Genomic DNA, 18,415 nt, shown 5'->3' with positions numbered 1-18,415 from the left:
GCAGTGCAAACAAGCAAGAGATAATGATACGCTATCGGCCCGTGCCTCGGGCAAATTACACGCGGAGCACCTTTGCGGCAAATAGCCTATGGCCTATCGCCGCCCCGATTGCACAAGGTCGATCAAGCGCCAAACTATGCCTCGCGCATGAGCTCGACGAGCTTTTGCTTGGTCACCTTGGCCTGCTCGTTGGCCATATTGCGTTCGTTTCTAAAGGCCGCATCCGCAACGCTCATCAGGTCGGCATCGGAAATCTCGCCAAGGCCCAGCTCCTCGAGCGTCGTCGGCAGACCGACGCGCTGAGAAAACTCGAGCACCTGTTCAAGCTCGGGCGCACGCTCCAGACGAAGCTGGACCACCAGACCAAACGCCACGGCCTCGCCGTGCATGGCCTTGCACTCGGGCAGAATCGTCAGACCGTTGGCGATGGCATGCGCCAACGCCAAGCCACCGCTCTCAAAGCCAACGCCCGAAAGCAGGATGTTGCACTCGATCAGGCGCTCAACCGCCGGCGATGTACGCCCCTTTTTGAGATCGCGCTTGGCAGCGACGCCGCATTCCATAAGCGTATCGTAGCAGGCACGTGCCGCGACCAGTGCCAAGTGCCCCGGCGCGCCACCGTGCTCGTTCGCGCCGCGCGCCGCGGCGCACGAACGCGCCTCAAAGTACGTTGCCAGCGCGTCGCCCATACCGGCGACCGTCATGCGCAGTGGGGCCGCCGCGACCACGTTGGTATCGACCACGACCAGGTCCGGATTCTTCTCGAGCATCAGATAGCGATCGAACGACCCATCCTCGTGATACAGCACCGAAATCGCGCTGCACGGACCGTCCATCGAAGCCGCCGTGGGGCATACACACAACGGCAGCTCAGCATAAAACGCAACGGCCTTTGCGATATCGAGCATCTTGCCGCCGCCAATGCCCACCACCATGTCGCAATACTCGGCCTGGGCTTCCTTGGCCATTTCGACAACGGCATCTTCCGTACACGGACCGTTGTAAATCTTAAAGAACGGCTCGCTTAGATCTTCATCCAGAAATCCATCGACGATTTGCCTGCACAGCCGATCCTCGGTGCCCTGGTCAAACAAGACATAGGCAGCGCAGCCCAACCATGACAAATACCTGCCCTGACGCGAAAGTTCGCCCGGCCCCTGAACATACCGGCCGGGACCGCCGTAAACCATAGGAAGCGCCATACGAGAATCCGCCCTTCATCAAACAACGATTGGTGCAAAGTAACCTGACCCCTTTGCACCAACTCGGTGCGATGGGGTCAGGTTAGTTTGCACCATAGCAAAAAGGGGCAAAGCCGTCTGCTGGCTTTGCCCCTTCCTTAGCTTGATTTACTCATCCATGAGATAGTAGTGTCCCAGCGCGTCGGCACCCAGGATGGCGTTTGCGACCATCTCGGGCGTCACCTCAAATGGCATATTGCACATGGTGTCATCGGGCGCGCAGGCGGCCTCGGCAACAATCATGGCCTGCTCGCGCGTAAGCTCGGCAACGCCAAGTTCCTTCATCGTGACCGGCAGGCCCAGCTCAATGCAGAAGCCCAAGACTTCCTCGAGTTTCTCAGTCGGAGCATCCTCGAGTACCAGCTGAACGATGGTGCCAAAGGCGACCTTCTCGCCGTGATACATGCCGTGGCACTCGGGCAGCATCGTCAGGCCATTGTGGATGGCATGAGCAGCAGCAAGGCCCGAGCTCTCAAAGCCAATGCCCGAAAGCAGCGTGTTGGCCTCGATGATATGCTCGACTGCAGGCGTGAGCGCACCCTTCTCCAGCGCGACCTTGGCCTTGACGCCATCGGCCATAAGCGTCTCGTAGCAGAGCTTGGCGAGCGCCAGACCGGCCATGCCGCCCTTGCCGCCAGCGCAGGTGCCACCGTCGGCATCATGCGTCGCCTGGGCCTCAAAGTAGGTTGCGAGCGCATCGCCCATACCGGAAACCGTCAGGCGCACCGGGCTCGCCGCGATAACCGTCGTATCCATCAGGACAATGTTGGGGTTTGCCTTAAGGAAGAGATATTTATCGAACTGGCCATCGTCGGTGTAGAGCACCGAAAGTGCCGAACACGGGGCATCGGTCGAAGCAATGGTGGGGCAAATGATAACCGGGGACTCCAGGTAATAGGCGACGGCCTTCGCGGTGTCGAGGATCTTGCCGCCACCGACGCCGACGATGATGTCGCAACCGTTGTCGCGAGCGAGCGCAACCAGGCGATCGACCTCGCCCTTGGAGCACTCGCCGTTAAAGTCCTCAAACAGCAGCTCGGCCTTAGCCTCGGCAAAACCGCCCTCGATCTTGGCACCGACGCGCTTCTTGCCCGAAGGCGTCACGATGACGAGGGCCTTAGCGCCGAGCGGCTCGACATAGGAGCCGAGCTTGGCGAGCTCGTCCGGACCCTGGATGTACTTGCTGGGGCTATTGAAAATTGCAGCCATAACTATCCCATTCTCTAAAAGAAAAAAGAAAGGGGCTCCGTACAGATACGTGCGGAGCCCCTCGTTACGATAACAAGAGTCGATTAGAAATCGATGTCGGTGTCGTAGTAGCAGGCCTTGAGAATCTTCTCGAAGTCGGCAGCCTTGGTCTCACGCGGGTTCTCGGGCGTGCAGGCGTCCTGCTCGGCGTTCGCGGCGATCTCGGGGAGCTTGGCGAGGAACTCCTCCTCGGAAACCATCTGCGGGTTCTCGGCGTCGACCTTCACGCCACCATTCGCGTAATCCTTGATGGACTGCGGAATGTTGAGCTGGTCGTTGAGGTCGCGGATCTTCTGGACGAGCGCAGCGATAAGCTCCTCGTTGGTCTCGCCGGGAAGGTGCAGGATCTCCTTGGCCACGTAAGCGTAACGCTCGGCAGCACGGGGATCCTTGGAGTTCCACTGGATGACCTTGCCCAGGTACATAGCGTTAGCAGCACCGTGGATGATGTGGCCGTTCTCGAAGGCAGCACCGGTCTTGTGAGCCATGGAGTGAACGATGCCGAGCAGGCCCGAGGAGAAGGCGATACCGGCGATGCACTGAGCCTCGTGCATGTGCTGACGGGCCTCGTGGTCGCCAGCATAGGACTTGGGCAGCCACTCAACAATCTCGCGGATGCCGTGCAGGGCGTTGGCATCGGTGAACATAGAGGCGAAGGTGGAAACGTAGGCCTCCATGCAGTGGGTCAGAGCGTCCATGCCGGTGTGAGCGCACAGCTTGGCGGGCATGGTGTAGGTGAGCTCGGGGTCGACGATGGCGACATCAGGGGTGATGTTGAAGTCGGCCAGCGGGTACTTGATGCCCTTGGCGTAGTCGGTGATGACGGAGAAGGCGGTAACCTCGGTAGCGGTACCGGAGGTAGAGGAGATGGCGCAGAAGTGAGCCTTCTGACGCAGCTCAGGGAAGCTGAACGGCTGGATGATGTTATCGAAGGACTCCTCGGGATACTCGTAGAAGACCCACATGGCCTTAGCGGCATCGATGGGCGAGCCGCCGCCGATGGCGATAATCCAGTCGGGCTCGAACTCGCGCATGGCCTCGGCGCCCTTCATGACCGTCTCGATGGACGGATCGGACTCGACGCCCTCGAACAGCTTGACCTCGAAACCGCCTTCCTTAAGGTCGGCCTCAACGTCCTGCAAGAACCCGCCACGGCGCATAGAGCTGCCGCCAGAAACGATGATGGCCTTCTTGCCCTTGAGGTTCTTCACCTCGTGGCGAGCGCCCTCACCAAAGTACAGATCGCGAGGATTGGTAAAACGTCCCATACTGTGCCTCCTAAACAAGCCCCTCTTAGACTTGTGTATATAACGGAGCACCCAATTGGCTCCGTTAGGACCGTTTTGCGCGTTGCCGGCGATGACAATGCGCGATGTCTAAACGTCTCAACGCTCAGACAAACATTATTTTACCGTTCTGGTTGGTCAGTTATTCATCCAAAGTTACCAATGATGAAACGTTTTTTCTATCCCTGAAGACCCTTGTGCAGCATCCATACCCCCAAGCTGGGCAAACGTTTTATCAAGGTTGACCACATATCCCGGGCAGGACGGTGCCCCTCCAAAATATGCACCGTTCGCCGCCGAAAATCGACCGTTTGCGGCACCGTGATACCACTCGGTCGTCCAAGGTGCCGACATTTGTACGACATCCGTCTTCGTGGTGCAAAGGTGCAAGTCCAAGTGCGACACCCCCGGTGTGCCACATGCGGGTAAACTAGAACCTTATATAGAGACATTTGAACCCTAACCGCAGCAAAGGAGGCCCCATGGCATTCGATCCCATTCAAGAGGATTGCCATCGCCTCGTTCTTGAGGCCTTGCGCCGCGACAATATCCCGCTCACCGACGGCACCGCCGTAGAGCGTCTGATGGAACAATTCACCCGCAACCCCGCGCCGCTCATCGTGCATGATCGCGACCGCGCCGGACATCTGATTGCCAAGGTGGTCGAGGCTGTCGACTACCGCATTCCCTTTATCCCCGACGATGCCCAAGCCGAGCAGGAAGAGGCCGCTGCCGAGAACATGCTTCGCGAGGCCGCCGCGCTCGATCCGACCAACTGGGATGCCCAGCGCATGCTGACGGCCCTCACCGCCGACTCCAACGAGGAATACGTACAGTACCTGGTATCCAAGCGCGATGAAGTCGAGCATGACCTGGCGTTCAAGATCGCCTCGGCGCAGGACCCCTATGAGCGCGAGGCCGCGGGCGACCTTATGCGCCGCCCCTACCTGCGCTGGCTTGCCGCCCTTGCATCGCGCGCCCTCATTAGCGGACGCTATCGCATGTCGCTCGAAGCTGCAAACCGCAGCCTCGACTTTGCCCCCAACGATCCGGCCGGCGTCCGCCACACCGCGATGCTCGCCATGGCAAAGCTCGAATACCCCGCCGAGGAGCTCAAAAGATTTCGCTCCGCCCACTCCGTCCCCTATCTCGCCAACACGCCGCTGCGTCGTCGTCCCAAGGACGCGGAGCGCGACTTGGACCCGTGGACGCTCATCGCACTGATGAGCGCAGCCTGGCGCGAGCTGGACTACGAGGGTGCCGAGCACTACTTGCGCATCCTTGCACGCTCGTGCCCGCACGCGGCCGAGGCACTCTACTTCCAAACCGAGTTTCCCGATGGCGTCTATGCCCGCGTCAACGTGGGTGTGGGCTCTACCGACGAGCTTGTCCTTGCGCTGTCCGAGGCGACGCCGGTACTGCAGGAGGGCTTGGGCGCCCCCGACAACGCCAGCTTCGCCGCCTGGGTCGCCACCAACGATATCGTGCGTTCCCAGATCGACGAGCGCATCCTGCGGGCGGCCGAGCAGGGCCTGCCGTTTAAGGGAGGAGACCTCTAATGGATCCGAGCGTCTACATCCCCGCCTACCTGGAGCGCGCCTACGTTGCGTCGCACCCCGAACTCACCGATGCAGCACGCGAACTTGTCCATAACGACGTGAGCGTTAACCCTCAAAAGTACGCGCAGACCGAGCATGCGCAGGCGCTGCTTTCCTATGCCGGCGTGCATCGTCATTTGCTCGACGAGCTCCATCGCATCGAGGACATGGGCAGCGACGAGGAGTTTGAGCAGACGCGCAACCGCCTGTTCGACGATATGCGCGATGAGCTGCTCAAGATTGTCCGCGTCGATGCACTGGCCGTCGACGCGCAGTTGCTCGCCATCATCCTGGCCGACACGCCCGTCGATGCCTGCCTGGGCGACTTGATGAAGCTCGAGGCGAGTACGGCCGATTACCTGCAGCAAAGCGTTCCTGGGTTCGACATGGAGGCCCCGCACTACTGGGCCAATATAGTTTTGGCCGACGGTGTCACCGCAGCAGACCTTACCGTGAGCGAGCCGGCGCTTATCGGGTGGCTCCACACGCTCGAGGCCATCTCGCAGCTGTGCATGGCGAGCGCTCGCTACCGCGCCGCCGCCAACTACGCCCGCCGTGTCCTTAAGGCAGAAGGCTATCCCACCCGGGCCGCCGGCACCGTGTTGCTTGCCCTCGCTCGTCTGGAAGACCAGGACGGCTTTTTTGCCCTGGCGCATCAGCTCGAGGAACAGATGGGGGCAGACGCACTCGAAAACTCTCCTTGGTACCTGCTCGCCCGCACGATTCTGCTGTTCAAAACAAACAAGATGCGCCCGGCGACGCGCGCGCTGCGTGAGTTCGCTAACCGTTGCGAGGGCGGCGCGTTCTTCTTGCTGAACCCCATGTACCAGACGCCGTATCTTCCCTGCCGACCCGAGCCGCGCGACCCCTGGGACCTCTCGCACCAGGCGGTTTGGGAAGCCGACGGCATTATCTCGGACACTCCCGACTTTGCCCCCTGGGCCAACGCTTGCGAAGACGTATCGCAGCTTGCCCAGGAATTTGCGCGCCGTTACGGCTTTTAACGGCGCAAACGCCACGACCATGTCATTCACGTTAGGAACGGCTTCATGAACTTCCGCTCATCTCTCGCCTGTGCCTCGAGCGATATCGCCCGCTGGGGGCTGCGCTCCGTCCTTAAGCGCCAGGGCGGCGTACTCCCCGGCCGCATCGCCATGAAGATCGACCCCGAGCTGCTAAGCGACCTCGCGAGCCTGGTCGACCGCAGCGTGGTGATCACCGGCACCAACGGCAAGACCACCACCTCCAACCTCATCGCCGACGCCGTTGCTGCCAGCGGTGCTACCGTGGTGTGCAACCGTGCCGGCAACAATATGGAGCCTGGTGTGGTGGGCGCTCTGCTCGAGGCCCGCAGTGGCCTTAAGCACACTGACAGCGGCAAGCGTGTGGGCGTTTTTGAATGCGATGAGCTCTACACCGTGCGCGTCCTGCCCAAGCTCAAGCCGACGTACTTTGTGCTGCTCAACCTGTTCCGCGACCAGCTAGACCGCTACGGCGAGATCGACCACACCCAGGAGGTCATCGCCCACGCGTTGGAGCTTTCGCCGGCAACGACGCTCATCTACAACGCCGACGATCCGCTGTGCGCCTCGATTGCCGCGCGCGTTCCCAACGCGAGTATTGCCTTTGGCATCGACGGCGCCACCAACACAGAGTCCGACCGTATTAGCGACTCACGTTTTTGCTCACAGTGCAACGCGCCGCTGGAGTATGACTACGTGCAATACGGCCAGCTCGGCGCCTACCATTGCCCCTCGTGCGGCTGGGCCCGCCCTGCGCTTGTCCGTCGCGTGACGGGCGTGGAGCTCGGCTGCGACGGCTACGGCTTTGACCTGGTCTTTGGATCTGCGCCCGACGCGGCCGCCGCACACATCGCCACACGCTACAACGGCCTGTACATGGTCTACAACGTTGCCGCCGCCTTCTTTGCCGCCCATGAGCTGGGCGTGGACACCGCACGCCTGCAGCCCACGCTCGATGCCTATGTGCCCGCCGGTGGTCGTATGGGGCGCTGGGATATCGCCGGCCGCACCGTCGAGGCCAACCTGGCCAAGAATCCCGTGGGCTTCGATCGACAAATCCAGTCCATCAAGACGGCAGGCGGCAGACTCTGCGCTTTCTTCCTCAACGACAACGATGCCGACGGCCACGATGTATCGTGGATCTACGACGTCGACTTTGAGCGCATCGCCGACACGCCGGGTCTTGTCGCCTTTGCCGGAGGCACGCGCGCGCACGACATGCAGGTGCGCCTCAAGTACGCCGGCATCGATGCCGCGATTATCTCGGACGTCGCGCAGGCAATTGGCGCCGTGGCAGACGAGGCCGCCGATGACACCTTCTACGCCGTCGCCAACTACACGGCCTTCCCGCCGCTGGTCAAAGAACTCGACGGACTGAAGGGCGCCACTTCCGACGCTGTTGCCGGGCGCGCCGTAACCCGTGCCGACGGCAGCGCTCTTCCTGTCGACATCGCGCCAGTCGAGCTTTCGCGCCCGCTGCGCATCGTCTACCTGTATCCCGATGCCCTTAACCTCTACGGCGACGGCGGCAACGTTATCGCGCTCGAGCGCCGCTGCGCTTGGCGCGGCATTCCCGTGCGCGTGGACGAGGTCCACATGGGCGAGGTGCTCGACCTGACCGACGCCGACATCGTCATGATGGGCGGTGGCTCCGACCGCGATCAGCTAGCCGTGGCACACGAGCTGCTCGCCCAAAAAGACAAGGTCGCGGCCTATGTTGAGGATGGCGGCTCGCTGCTTGCCATCTGTGGCAGCTATCAGCTGCTCGGCCGTTCGTACTATATGGGCGAGGATCGCATCGAAGGTCTGGGGGTCATTGCCGCCGAAACCGTACGCGGCTCCGACCGCCTGATCGGCAGCGTAGCCGTCAAAACCGACCTGGCACCTGAGCCCTTTGTGGGATTCGAGAACCATGGCGGCCGCACGCTTTTGGACGCCGATGCCACGCCGCTCGGAACGTCCGTCGTCACGGGCACCGGCAACAACGGCGATGATGGCCTTGAGGGCCTCATCTGCAAGGGCGTCATCGGCACGTACCTGCACGGACCGGCACTGCCCAAGAACCCCGAGCTCGCCGACTGGCTGATCGCGCACGCCCTCGAGCGGCGCGACGACGCGCAAGCCACAGCCCTGCTGCCGCTCAAGCCCCTCGACGACACCTACGAGCACGCCGCCCACGACGCCGCCATGAAGCTCCTCCCCTAACGCCCCAACCGCCACAAAGGGATAGACACCTTTGTGGTGGTTTTGACCCGTCCCAGCGGTTTGTCTCAATCTGTAACATCTAGACCGTTAAAAGTCGTCTTACTGTTACAGAATGAGATGTTTGAAGATCGGGATAGAAAGTCGGCTCCTGTGTGGTGGTTTTCCAGTTTGCCAACGATATACGCGCCGGCAAAAAAGTCTGCTATACTCTTTCCCGCTGTCCCCATCGTCTAGCGGCCAAGGACGCCACCCTTTCAAGGTGGATATCGCGGGTTCGAATCCCGCTGGGGGCACCACAGAATCTAAGAAGCCCGTTACCAATTCGGTAGCGGGCTTTTTGCTACCCATACGCCGGGATTCGAACCCGACAGGGTGCGGATCCCGGCACCATCGCAAGGCCTGTGGGCAAAAAATGGCAAATATGAGTACTGTTACCGATTTAGTAACAGCGAATTCGGCCTTTTAGATGGCGAATCAGATGTCAAATCAACGACCTAGTGCTCAGATTGGGCCCGACCTCAGCTATATACCTGGACATATGTGGTCTAACTCGGCAAAAACTGCCATTTTGATATGGAACTAGTTTAGTGACGGTACTCATATTTGACGTTTTTTGTCCACGGCCCCTTATTGCGTGGGCGATTCAGTTGCAAAACGGACTCCAAAGCGTCCTTCGCAAACAAAAGCCGGGGCCCGCGCGATGCGGACCCCGGCTCAATACTGTAACGATATGTCAGTTACGCTCTACACGTAGAACAGAATGTCGTCGTAGGTCGGGACCGGCCAGTAGTCAGCGGCCACGATCTCCTCCATGGCATCCACGGCGGCACGCAGCGTATCCATAGCGGGAACGACCTCGTGCGCGTACACGTTGGCCTGCTCCTGACCATCGAGGGCCTCAGCCTTCTGATGTACGGCGTCGAGCGCCTTGATGGAGTCGTTGATGGCGGTGATACCGTTGCAGAGCTTGTTGAGCGTGTTCTGCTCGCACTGCATGGCGGCCTCAGCACCGGCGGCACGAATAGTCTCAAGGCCCTTAGCGACCTTGGTGGCATAGGCGGTAATGACCGGGCGATAGGTACGACGCGCCTCGCGAACCATCGTGGTAGCCTCGATGTTCATGAGCTTGTTGTACTTCTCGAGCTTGCAGTCATAGCGGCACTGAGCCTCGGCCTTGGTCAGGACGCCCGTCTCCTCAAAGAGCGCGATAGCCTTATCGGAAACAAAGGCGGGAAGAGCGTCGGCCGTGGTCTTGTTGTTGGCAAGGCCGCGCTTCTCGGCCTCGATGGGCCACTCGTCGGAGTAACCGTCGCCGGAGAACAGGATGCGCTGGTGATCGGTCAGCACCTTCTTGCAGTACTCGAGCGCGGCGTCCTGGAACTTATCCTCGGGCGTACCCTCGAGTGCGTCGGCGAAGGACTTGAGCGACTTGGCCACGGCGGCATCGAGCACCAGGTTGGAGTCGGAGACGTTCTGCTCGGAGCCGCAGGCACGGAACTCGAACTTGTTGCCGGTGAAGGCGAACGGGGAGGTGCGGTTGCGGTCGGTGTTGTCCTGCATCAGTTTGGGCAGGGTATCGGCGCCCAAGTCGAGCACGCCGCGCGTGGCATGGACGGAAGCTTTGCCATCGATGATCTTCTCGACAACCTCGGTGAGCTGGTCGCCCAGGAAGATGGACATAATCGCCGGAGGAGCCTCGTTGGCGCCCAGACGATGATCGTTGCCGGCCGAGGCGACGGAAGCGCGCAGGAGCTCCTGATAGTTATCGACGGCCTCGATCACCGCGGTGAGGAAGACGATGAACTGCAGGTTGTCGAGCGGGGTGTCGCCCGGGTCGAGCAGGTTCTCGGACTCGGTGCCAAGCGACCAGTTGTTGTGCTTGCCCGAACCGTTGATGCCCTCAAAGGGCTTCTCGTGCAGCAGGCAGACCAAGTCGTGACGGGAGGCGATGAGCTTCATCTTCTCCATCATGACCAGGTTCTGGTCGATGGCCTCGTTCACCTCGCCATAGACAGGAGCGAGCTCATGCTGGCAGGGAGCGACCTCGTTGTGCTTGGTCTTGGCAGGAATGCCAAGCGCCCACAGTTCATCGTCCAGGTCCTTCATATAGGCCGAGACGGTGGGGCGGATAGCGCCAAAGTAGTGCTCCTCGAGCTCCTGGCCCTTGCAGGGGGCAGCGCCAAAGAGGGTGCGACCGGTGATGACCAGGTCCCTGCGCTTGCGGTAAGCGTCCTTCTTGATCAGGAAGTACTCCTGCTCATCGCCCACGGAAGGAACGACCTTCTTGGGGGTCTTGCCAAACAGCGCCAAAACGCGCTTGGACTCACGCGAGAGCGCAGTCATGGAACGCAGCAGCGGGGTCTTCTTGTCCAGGGCCTCGCCCGTGTAGGAGCAGAAAGCCGTGGGGATGCACAGGACATCGTCCTTGATAAAGGCGGGGCTGGTGGGATCCCAAGCGGTGTAGCCACGGGCCTCGAAGGTGGCGCGCAGGCCGCCGTTGGGGAAGCTGGAGGCGTCCGGCTCGCCCTGAATGAGGTTCTTGCCCGTAAACTTGGTAATGGCGGTGCCGTCGTGGTTGGGCTCGAGGAAGCTGTCGTGCTTCTCGGAAGTAATGCCCGAAAGCGGCTGGAACCAGTGCGCGTAGTGCGTCGCGCCCTTGGAGATGGCCCAGACCTTCATGGCGTGGGCAACGGCGTTGGCCACATCCAGGTCGAGCGGCTCACCGTCCTCGAGGGTTGCAGCAAGGCGCTTCCAAATGTCCTTGGGGAGGTAGTCCTTCATGACTTCCTCAGAGAACACCATGGTCCCGAAGCGGTCAGTAAGTTCGGCCATACGGAACTCCCTTCGTATCGGCACCGCGTGAGAAGCAGTGTTGATTACTAACGAACGAGTCATAGATTAGGCTCGTCGTGTTTCCGCAACATTACCGTTATGTTGCTGTCACGAAACCAATCAATGAGGTTACCGCATCGCGGCGGCGTTGCCGCCCTCAACAGCCAATCAACTGTATAAATTGCAGACCTCTCCCCATGGTTTAAGGGTAGTCAATTTGGGATGGGGCTCTATTAACTGGTATTTCGCATCAGATACCAGTCTTTATAACCCCGCCCCCAATGAGCTGCGTTGTTATAGGGAATGTCGATAGCAAGGCATCTTTGATTGGTATCCCCGAATAGCGAGTGAAACTCCACCGTGACACAGTGGTGCTGTAGAATCCTTACAACACATCACACTATTACGTATCTAAAGGAGCACGATATGCGCGTCGACGAGGTTTTTAAGCAGGCAGCATCCCAGGGCACCGCACCCGTTTCGTTTGAGATGTTCCCGCCCAAGGGCGAGCTTACCCTCAACACGGCTCGCGAGGTGGCAGGCAATCTGTGCAAGCTTTCGCCGAGCTTTGTCTCGGTCACTTGTTCCGCTGGCGGCTCGGGCAACGGTGCCACCACCGCCCCCATCGCGCATATGATTACGAGCGAATTCGATACGCCCTCGGTGGCGCACCTCACCTGTGTGGGCCGTACCCACGCCGATATCGCCGCCAAGATCGATGAGTACCGCACCGCCGGCGTGGAAAACATCCTGGCCCTGCGTGGCGATCTCCCTGCCGGCGCGACCGAGGACGACAAGCCCGCCTCGGACTACGCCTACGCCCGCGACCTCATCCCCGAGCTCGTCGACGCCGGCTTTTGTGTGGGCGCCGCAGCCTACCCCGAGGGCCACATTGCCTGCGAGGATCTCAACCTCTCGGTCGAGCACCTCAAGCAAAAGCAAGACGCCGGCGCGAGCTTCTTTGTGACGCAGCTCTTCTTTGATAACGAGTGCTTCTATCGCTTCCGCGAGCTTGCCGACAAGGCCGGCATCACCGTGCCCATTACCGCGGGCATCATGCCGTTTATGGGCAAGTCGCAGATCAGCCGCATGGTCTTTATGTGCGGCGCGTCGCTGCCCTCCCCCGTCATCAAGATTCTCGCCAAGTACGAGAACGACCCCGAGAGCCTGCAGGCAGCCGGTGTAGATTATGCCGCCCGTCAGCTTTGCGACCTTAAGGAGCACGGCGCCGCCGGTCTGCACCTGTACACTATGAATCGTCCTGCGATCGCCGCGACTATTATGGAGCGCCTGGGGTAATGGAAAAACCGCACATCGATACAACCGCTGTCGAAGTGCCGGCCGACCTTGCGTCGCCGGCGCTTTATCGTGTCGATGCTGCGCACCATCCCCGTGTCGACCGTGCCGAGATGCTGCGGTATCTGGGCTACGGCGGTCAGCAGATTGAGCCCGAGCTGTCGCAGCGTATTGAGCTTGTGGTCGAGCACCTTGAGCTGGACATTGAGCCCCGTGGCGTGCGCCGCGTATTTGCCATCGATGCCACGGGCGTGGACGAGCAGGGAGAGCCTTGCATCCGTCTGGTTGGCACCAACGTTGAGTTGCAAGGTCGCGATATCTATCGCCATCTCAAAGACGCCCGCTTTGCCGCACTCATGGCATGCACCCTCGGCATGGACGCCGAGCGTCGCCTGCGCACCACGGGAGCCCAGCAGCCCCTAGAGGGAGCCGTGCTCGATGCCGCGTGCTCCGCCTATGTGGAGGCCGCCGTCGAGCAGATGGACCAGCAAGTCAAGGCCGCGGCCGCTGTACACGGGCTCACCGGCAACTGGCGCTTCAGCCCCGGCTATGGCGACTGCCCGCTTACGGCCCAGCGCTCAATCGTGGCTGCGCTCAACGCCACGCGGCTCATCGGGCTTACCGTCACACCCACCAACCTGCTCATGCCCACCAAGAGCGTGACCGCGGTGATCGGTCTGTTCGACGGCGAGGTCCACGACGCCCAGAGCCGCCCCACCTGCACTATCTGCCGCATGCGCGAGCACTGCCGCTTCCGCGCCGCCCACACCACCTGCTATTCGCATTCTGAATAAAATGTCAATTGATGGCACGGTATCGAGGGAATCTCATCCGTAAGTAAGCGGATGTCCTCACAAACAAGTACCATAAGATGCCAAATAACAACTATCTGAAAGCCAGTACATGCACAACATTCTGCAGTTCTCGCCACAACTAACCGCGCTTGAGTTTTTTTCAGGCATTGGCTTGGCTCGTGCCGGCATGGCAAAAGCCGGAATCAAAACAATCTGGGCAAATGACATAGACCGTACTAAATGCGCCATGTACAGCCAGTGCTGGGGCGATGAGCATCTAGTCGAGCAGGATGTCCACACACTCGACCCCGACCTAATACCCCAAGCCGACATCGCATGGGCGTCAAGCCCTTGCACAAACTTATCTCTCGCGGGAAACAGGGAGGGACTTATCTCTGGCAAAGAGTCCAGTGCGTTCTTTGGCTTTATTAAGGCCATCGAAGGAATGAGCGATCGTGCCCCGCGGGCACTTGTTCTCGAAAACGTCATCGGCCTTGCCACGTCTAATAACAGTGATGACTTTAGACTCGTTTGCCAGGAATTTAATCGTTTAGGCTATTCATGCGACGCTTATTTTATCGATGCACGGCACTGGCTTCCCCAGTCACGCCCCCGCATGTTTGTCGTCGGATTAAAAGACCCTCTTCCCAACAGCCGACTCGATTCCTCGCTTCGACCTGAAAAGGTCTCCTGGATTCACTCCGACCCTTCACTCATTACGCACGTCTCTCACCTAAACGAGCCGAGCCCACTTCGCATGACGGGCCTTGCAACGGTTGTTGAAGATATTCCCGAGGGCGACAAGCGTTGGTGGAACAAAAACCAAGTACAAGCATTTATCGACTCGCTTGCACCGCATCAAGCAGAGCGCCTTCAGCGCTTCTTAAATGCCAAAGAAAAAACTGTTCGCACTGCTTACCGTCGCACGCGATCAGGCGTTGTGCGCTGGGAAATCCGTGAAGAAGAAATTGCCGGATGTCTAAGAACGGCTCGCGGCGGCTCATCAAGACAGGCAGTCGTTATATGCGAAAACGGAAAGATAGAAGTTCGCTGGATGACTGGAACCGAATATGCCCGTCTCCAAGGTGCTGACTCATGTCAGTTTAGCGGCTTCTCGGATGCTCAGATTCGCTACGCATTCGGCGATGCAGTTGCCGTGCCAGTTGTCACTTGGCTTATAAAAAATGCAGTCAAACCAGCGCTTATGTCTTCAAGGAACGGAGTGAACAATAATGGAAATGACCAATTGCTCCTTGAACGAGCCCGATAAAGATATCTTGGATGCCATTGAACTCTGGTACGAATCCAAACGCAGCAAGCGAGGCAATGTCAACCGTAACGTCATGGCGGTTGGCATAGGCATAAGCGAGCTGTTGCAAAACCGTTTTCCGCTCACCGACGATTATGTGCAATCGGACAAGGGGAGCCAAGTACGAGGCCTAAGTGGAGCATGCATCAAAACAGTTTTAGCCAGACATGGGGAAACGCGTGCCTTCGCATCAGAGGGCGGCAGAACCTCACGCGGCACACTCCCGATGGCGCTTGAGCTTGCCACAATTATCAACTCTGCCCTACCCAGTGACACTTGCGAAGACGCTCGTCTTGAAGCTGCGAATGCAATCGCCAATTTCTTCGTCGAGCGAATCCAGGTCGATTTCTTTAACCGGCAGAGAATCAAAGTCGAAATCGATCTTCAAAAACCAATTTCTGTCATTGTCGATGATATCCTAGCCGAAGCAAGCCTACGGTCCGATAAGCCAACGGGTACCGTCGCACAGCACCTGGTAGGCGCAAAACTAGAGATGTTATTTCCAACCATAGAAATCGGAAAGGACAACTCAAACGCTGCCGACCAGCAAACAGACCGTTCTGGCGATTTCCAAATCAATGATGCTGCATTTCACGTGACTGTATCGCCAATGGCCAAATTGACCGATCGATGCCGAGATAACATTCGAAATGGCATTCGGCCCATCGTCGTTGTCCCCCACGATAAAGTTTCCTTCGCTTACGGACTGTTCGAAAGTGAGGGACTCGGCAATCGCGTACAGGTTATCGCGCTCGAATCGTTTATCGGCATCAATATTGAAGAATTATCGTTCTACAAGCGAGGCCTAATTCGATTAAATGTCGCACGGCTTCTTGCCCACTACAACAAGCGAATCGAAGATATCGAGCCCGACAAATCCCTTCAAATAGAAATTCCTCAGTGGGCTCTAGACGAAATGGACGCACATGGCGAATAGCTCAAACATACTTATCACTCATGATCTGGACGGTGCCGCGCTGGCGGCGCCTGTTGATGCTGCGCGCCGCAACGGAGCTGCATACAAGACGCGCACGATCGACGACCTTCGCATTAAGGACGATCGTCTGCGCGCCGCCATCGAGGGCACGGGACACCTGCTGTTCGACGGCGGCATGGGTACCATGCTGCAGGCGGCCGGCATGAAGGCCGGCGCCCTGCCCGAGCTGCTCAACTTTGAGGAGCCTCAGGTCATTACCGACATCCAGCGTCAGTACGTCGAAGCCGGCTGCGACGTGATCACCGCCAACACCTTTGGCGCCAACGCCCACAAGCTCGACGGTACCGCCACCGTGGCAGATGTCTTTGCCGCCGCTGTCGCCTGCGCCCGCGCGGCCGGCGCCCACTACGTCGCCGGCGATATCGGCCCCATCGGCGCGCTGCTTCGCCCCTTGGGTACCCTCAGCTTCGACGAGGCCTACGACCTCTTTGCCGAGGAAGTGCGCGCCGGCGTCGCCGCGGGCGTGGACCTCTTTATTATCGAGACTATGACCGACCTGGCCGAGATCAAGGCGGCCGTCCTCGCCTGCCGCGAGAACTCCGACCTGCCCGTCTTTGCCACCATGACCTTTGAGGAAGACGGTCGCACCTTCCTGGGCACGAGTCCCGAGGTTGCCGCCATCACGCTCGATGCCATCGGCGCCGACGTTTTGGGCATCAACTGCAGCCAGGGACCGGCCGAGCTCCGAGGACTCGCCGCTCGCATGCTCACCGTTACGGACAAGCCCGTTATGGTGCAGGCCAACGCAGGACTGCCCCACGTGGACGACGACGGCAACACCGTCTTTGATATCCAGGCGCCCGAGTACGCCGTGGCCGTCGCCGGTATGATTGAGGACGGCGTAAGCGTCGTGGGCGGCTGCTGCGGCACCACGCCGGCGCACATGGCAGCGCTGCGCACGCTTATCGATAACCACACGCCCAGTCCGCGCCACCGCAAGCCCAGCATGTCGGTCACAAGCGCCCAGACCGTGGTGGACCTCCCCTGCGACGGCCACAAGATCGCCGTCATCGGCGAGCGCATCAACCCCACCGGCAAAAAGCGCCTGCAGCAGGCCCTGCGCGACGGCGACCTGGACTACGTGGTGGGCCAGGGCATCAGCCAGCAGGAGCAGGGCGCCGACATCCTGGACGTCAACGTGGGCCTGCCCGAGATCGACGAGGTCAAGATTATCCAACAGGCCACCGAGCAGCTCCAAGGCTCCACGCTGCTGCCGCTGCAGATCGACTCCACCGACCCCGCCGCCGTCGAGGCCGCCGTACGTCGCTACGCCGGCAAGCCCATCATCAACTCGGTCAACGGCAAGCAGCAGATCATGGACGAGATCTTCCCGCTGGTCGCCCACTACGGCACCAACGTTGTCGGCCTTACGCTCGACGAAGGCGGCATCCCCGATACCGCCGAGGCCCGCTTTGCCATCGCCGAGCGCATCGTGGCCGAGGCTGCCCGCTACGGCATCGGCCCGGACCGTATCCTCATCGACTGCCTGGTCATGACCGCCTCGACCAATCAACGCCAGGCCGAGCAGATCCTGCGCGCCATGTCCCTGTGCAAGGAGCGCCTGGGCGTCAAATGCGCGCTCGGCGTGTCGAACATCAGCTTTGGTCTGCCTGCCCGCCCGCTGCTGGGCTCGGTCTTTTTGGCCGCCGCCTTTGGCGCGGGCCTCGATGCCCCCATCATGAACCCGGGCTCCAAGCGCTTTATGGACACCGTCTACAGCTATCGCGTCCTGAGCGTTGAGGACGAGGGCTCGACCGGATACATCGAGCGCTATGCCGGCTGGACCGATCCGTATAAGATCGCCGCCAACCCGGCAGCAGCTCAGGCCGCATCGACCGACACCGTGCCCGCTGCCGGCACCGCCGGCACCGACGGCAACGACGACCCGATTCGTCGCATGGTCGTCTCGGGCCGCAAAGGCGAGATCGCTGCCGAGACCGAGCGTCTGCTGGCAGACCACGACGCCATGGACCTTATCAACAACCACTTTATCCCCGCCCTCGACGAGGTGGGCGTCCTCTTTGACCAGGGCAAGTTCTTCTTGCCGCAACTCATGGCCTCGGCCGAAGCCGCACGCGTGGGCTTCGACACCATCAAGCGCCTGATGCCCGCCGGCGAGATTGCCGACAAGGGTAAGATCTGCGTGGCCACCGTCAAGGGCGACATCCACGATATCGGCAAGAACATCGTCAAGATGCTGCTCGATAACTACGGCTACACCGTCTTTGACCTAGGCCGCGATGTCGACCCGCAAGAAGTGCTCAAGACCGTGCAGGAGCGTGACATCAAGCTCGTCGGCCTCTCGGCGCTTATGACCACCACGGTCGTCGCCATGGAAGAGACCATCAAGTTGCTCCATGCCGAGGTTCCGGGCGTCAAGATCATCGTGGGCGGTGCCGTGCTCACCCCCGAATACGCCAAGCAAATCGGCGCGGACTACTACGCCAAGGACGCCGCCGAGAGCGCTCGTATCGCCGAAGAGGTCTTTGGGAAGTAACACAACGGAAACAACCGAGCACCAAAACGTGCCGCACGCGCCACTTGGCACGTGCGGCACGTTAGAATAGATAAGACTATGCTCGTTTTG

General features: G+C 60.1%; 12 protein-coding genes and 1 tRNA gene. 9 read left to right on the top strand and 4 right to left on the bottom strand.

Annotated elements, in window-relative coordinates; all coding sequences use genetic code 11:
* Positions 1–134: 134 nt before the first annotated feature.
* The 3 genes from DWV58_RS01885 to DWV58_RS01875 form a co-directional block, all read right to left on the bottom strand.
* On the bottom strand, positions 135–1,202 hold the full coding sequence (locus DWV58_RS01885; RefSeq protein WP_117775984.1) for a glycerol dehydrogenase: 1,068 nt from the start codon (positions 1,200–1,202) through the stop codon (positions 135–137).
* Positions 1,203–1,349: 147 nt separating this feature from the next.
* Positions 1,350–2,450: a glycerol dehydrogenase gene (locus DWV58_RS01880; RefSeq protein WP_117563611.1), complete on the bottom strand. Its 1,101-nt coding sequence runs from the start codon at positions 2,448–2,450 to the stop codon at positions 1,350–1,352.
* An 83-nt stretch (positions 2,451–2,533) separates the two neighbouring features.
* Positions 2,534–3,757 carry an iron-containing alcohol dehydrogenase gene (locus tag DWV58_RS01875; protein WP_055251037.1) on the bottom strand — a complete coding sequence of 408 codons (1,224 nt, stop codon included), beginning with the start codon at positions 3,755–3,757 and terminating at the stop codon, positions 2,534–2,536.
* 500 nt (positions 3,758–4,257) lie between these two features.
* Here DWV58_RS01875 and DWV58_RS01870 point away from each other — a divergent pair, with 500 nt between their 5' ends.
* The 4 genes from DWV58_RS01870 (at position 4,258) to DWV58_RS01850 (ending at position 8,896) form a co-directional block, all read left to right on the top strand.
* The gene (locus DWV58_RS01870; RefSeq protein WP_089572774.1) at positions 4,258–5,334 is read left to right on the top strand and encodes a hypothetical protein; all 1,077 of its coding nucleotides are present in this window, start codon (positions 4,258–4,260) and stop codon (positions 5,332–5,334) included.
* Positions 5,334–6,377: a hypothetical protein gene (locus tag DWV58_RS01865; RefSeq protein ID WP_117775983.1), complete on the top strand. Its 1,044-nt coding sequence runs from the start codon at positions 5,334–5,336 to the stop codon at positions 6,375–6,377. The genes DWV58_RS01870 and DWV58_RS01865 overlap by 1 nt, the downstream gene beginning before the upstream one ends.
* A gap of 45 nt (positions 6,378–6,422) precedes the next feature.
* Positions 6,423–8,600 (top strand): MurT ligase domain-containing protein, encoded by a 2,178-nt coding sequence (locus tag DWV58_RS09990; RefSeq protein ID WP_233540477.1) that lies wholly within the window; start codon positions 6,423–6,425, stop codon positions 8,598–8,600.
* A 219-nt stretch (positions 8,601–8,819) separates the two neighbouring features.
* Positions 8,820–8,896, top strand: a tRNA-Glu gene (locus tag DWV58_RS01850).
* Positions 8,897–9,344: 448 nt separating this feature from the next.
* On the opposite strand, the gene DWV58_RS01845 is transcribed toward DWV58_RS01850, so the two are convergent.
* The gene (locus DWV58_RS01845; RefSeq protein WP_117645902.1) at positions 9,345–11,432 is read right to left on the bottom strand and encodes a glutamine synthetase III; all 2,088 of its coding nucleotides are present in this window, start codon (positions 11,430–11,432) and stop codon (positions 9,345–9,347) included.
* A gap of 426 nt (positions 11,433–11,858) precedes the next feature.
* Between DWV58_RS01845 and DWV58_RS01840 the strand changes: the two genes are divergently transcribed.
* The 5 genes from DWV58_RS01840 to DWV58_RS01820 all read left to right on the top strand — a co-directional run bounded on the left by DWV58_RS01840 (position 11,859) and on the right by DWV58_RS01820 (position 18,325).
* Positions 11,859–12,731, top strand: coding sequence for a methylenetetrahydrofolate reductase (locus DWV58_RS01840; RefSeq protein WP_117775982.1), 873 nt, complete (start codon positions 11,859–11,861; stop codon positions 12,729–12,731).
* Positions 12,731–13,522 (top strand): hypothetical protein, encoded by a 792-nt coding sequence (locus DWV58_RS01835; protein ID WP_117775981.1) that lies wholly within the window; start codon positions 12,731–12,733, stop codon positions 13,520–13,522. Before DWV58_RS01840 ends, DWV58_RS01835 begins: the two co-directional genes overlap by 1 nt.
* Positions 13,523–13,631: 109 nt before the next feature.
* Positions 13,632–14,792 (top strand): DNA cytosine methyltransferase, encoded by a 1,161-nt coding sequence (locus DWV58_RS01830; protein ID WP_117635905.1) that lies wholly within the window; start codon positions 13,632–13,634, stop codon positions 14,790–14,792.
* Positions 14,776–15,768 (top strand): DUF4928 family protein, encoded by a 993-nt coding sequence (locus DWV58_RS01825; RefSeq protein ID WP_158564504.1) that lies wholly within the window; start codon positions 14,776–14,778, stop codon positions 15,766–15,768. The genes DWV58_RS01830 and DWV58_RS01825 overlap by 17 nt, the downstream gene beginning before the upstream one ends.
* Positions 15,758–18,325 carry a homocysteine S-methyltransferase family protein gene (locus tag DWV58_RS01820; RefSeq protein WP_233540476.1) on the top strand — a complete coding sequence of 856 codons (2,568 nt, stop codon included), beginning with the start codon at positions 15,758–15,760 and terminating at the stop codon, positions 18,323–18,325. Before DWV58_RS01825 ends, DWV58_RS01820 begins: the two co-directional genes overlap by 11 nt.
* The last annotated feature ends 90 nt before the right edge of the window (positions 18,326–18,415 follow it).

The organism is Collinsella sp. AF11-11, from assembly GCF_003465485.1.
In the GTDB taxonomy this organism is placed as follows: domain Bacteria; phylum Actinomycetota; class Coriobacteriia; order Coriobacteriales; family Coriobacteriaceae; genus Collinsella.
The sequence above is the reverse complement of the archived record's forward strand: the minus strand, read 5'-3'. Positions and strand labels throughout refer to the sequence as shown.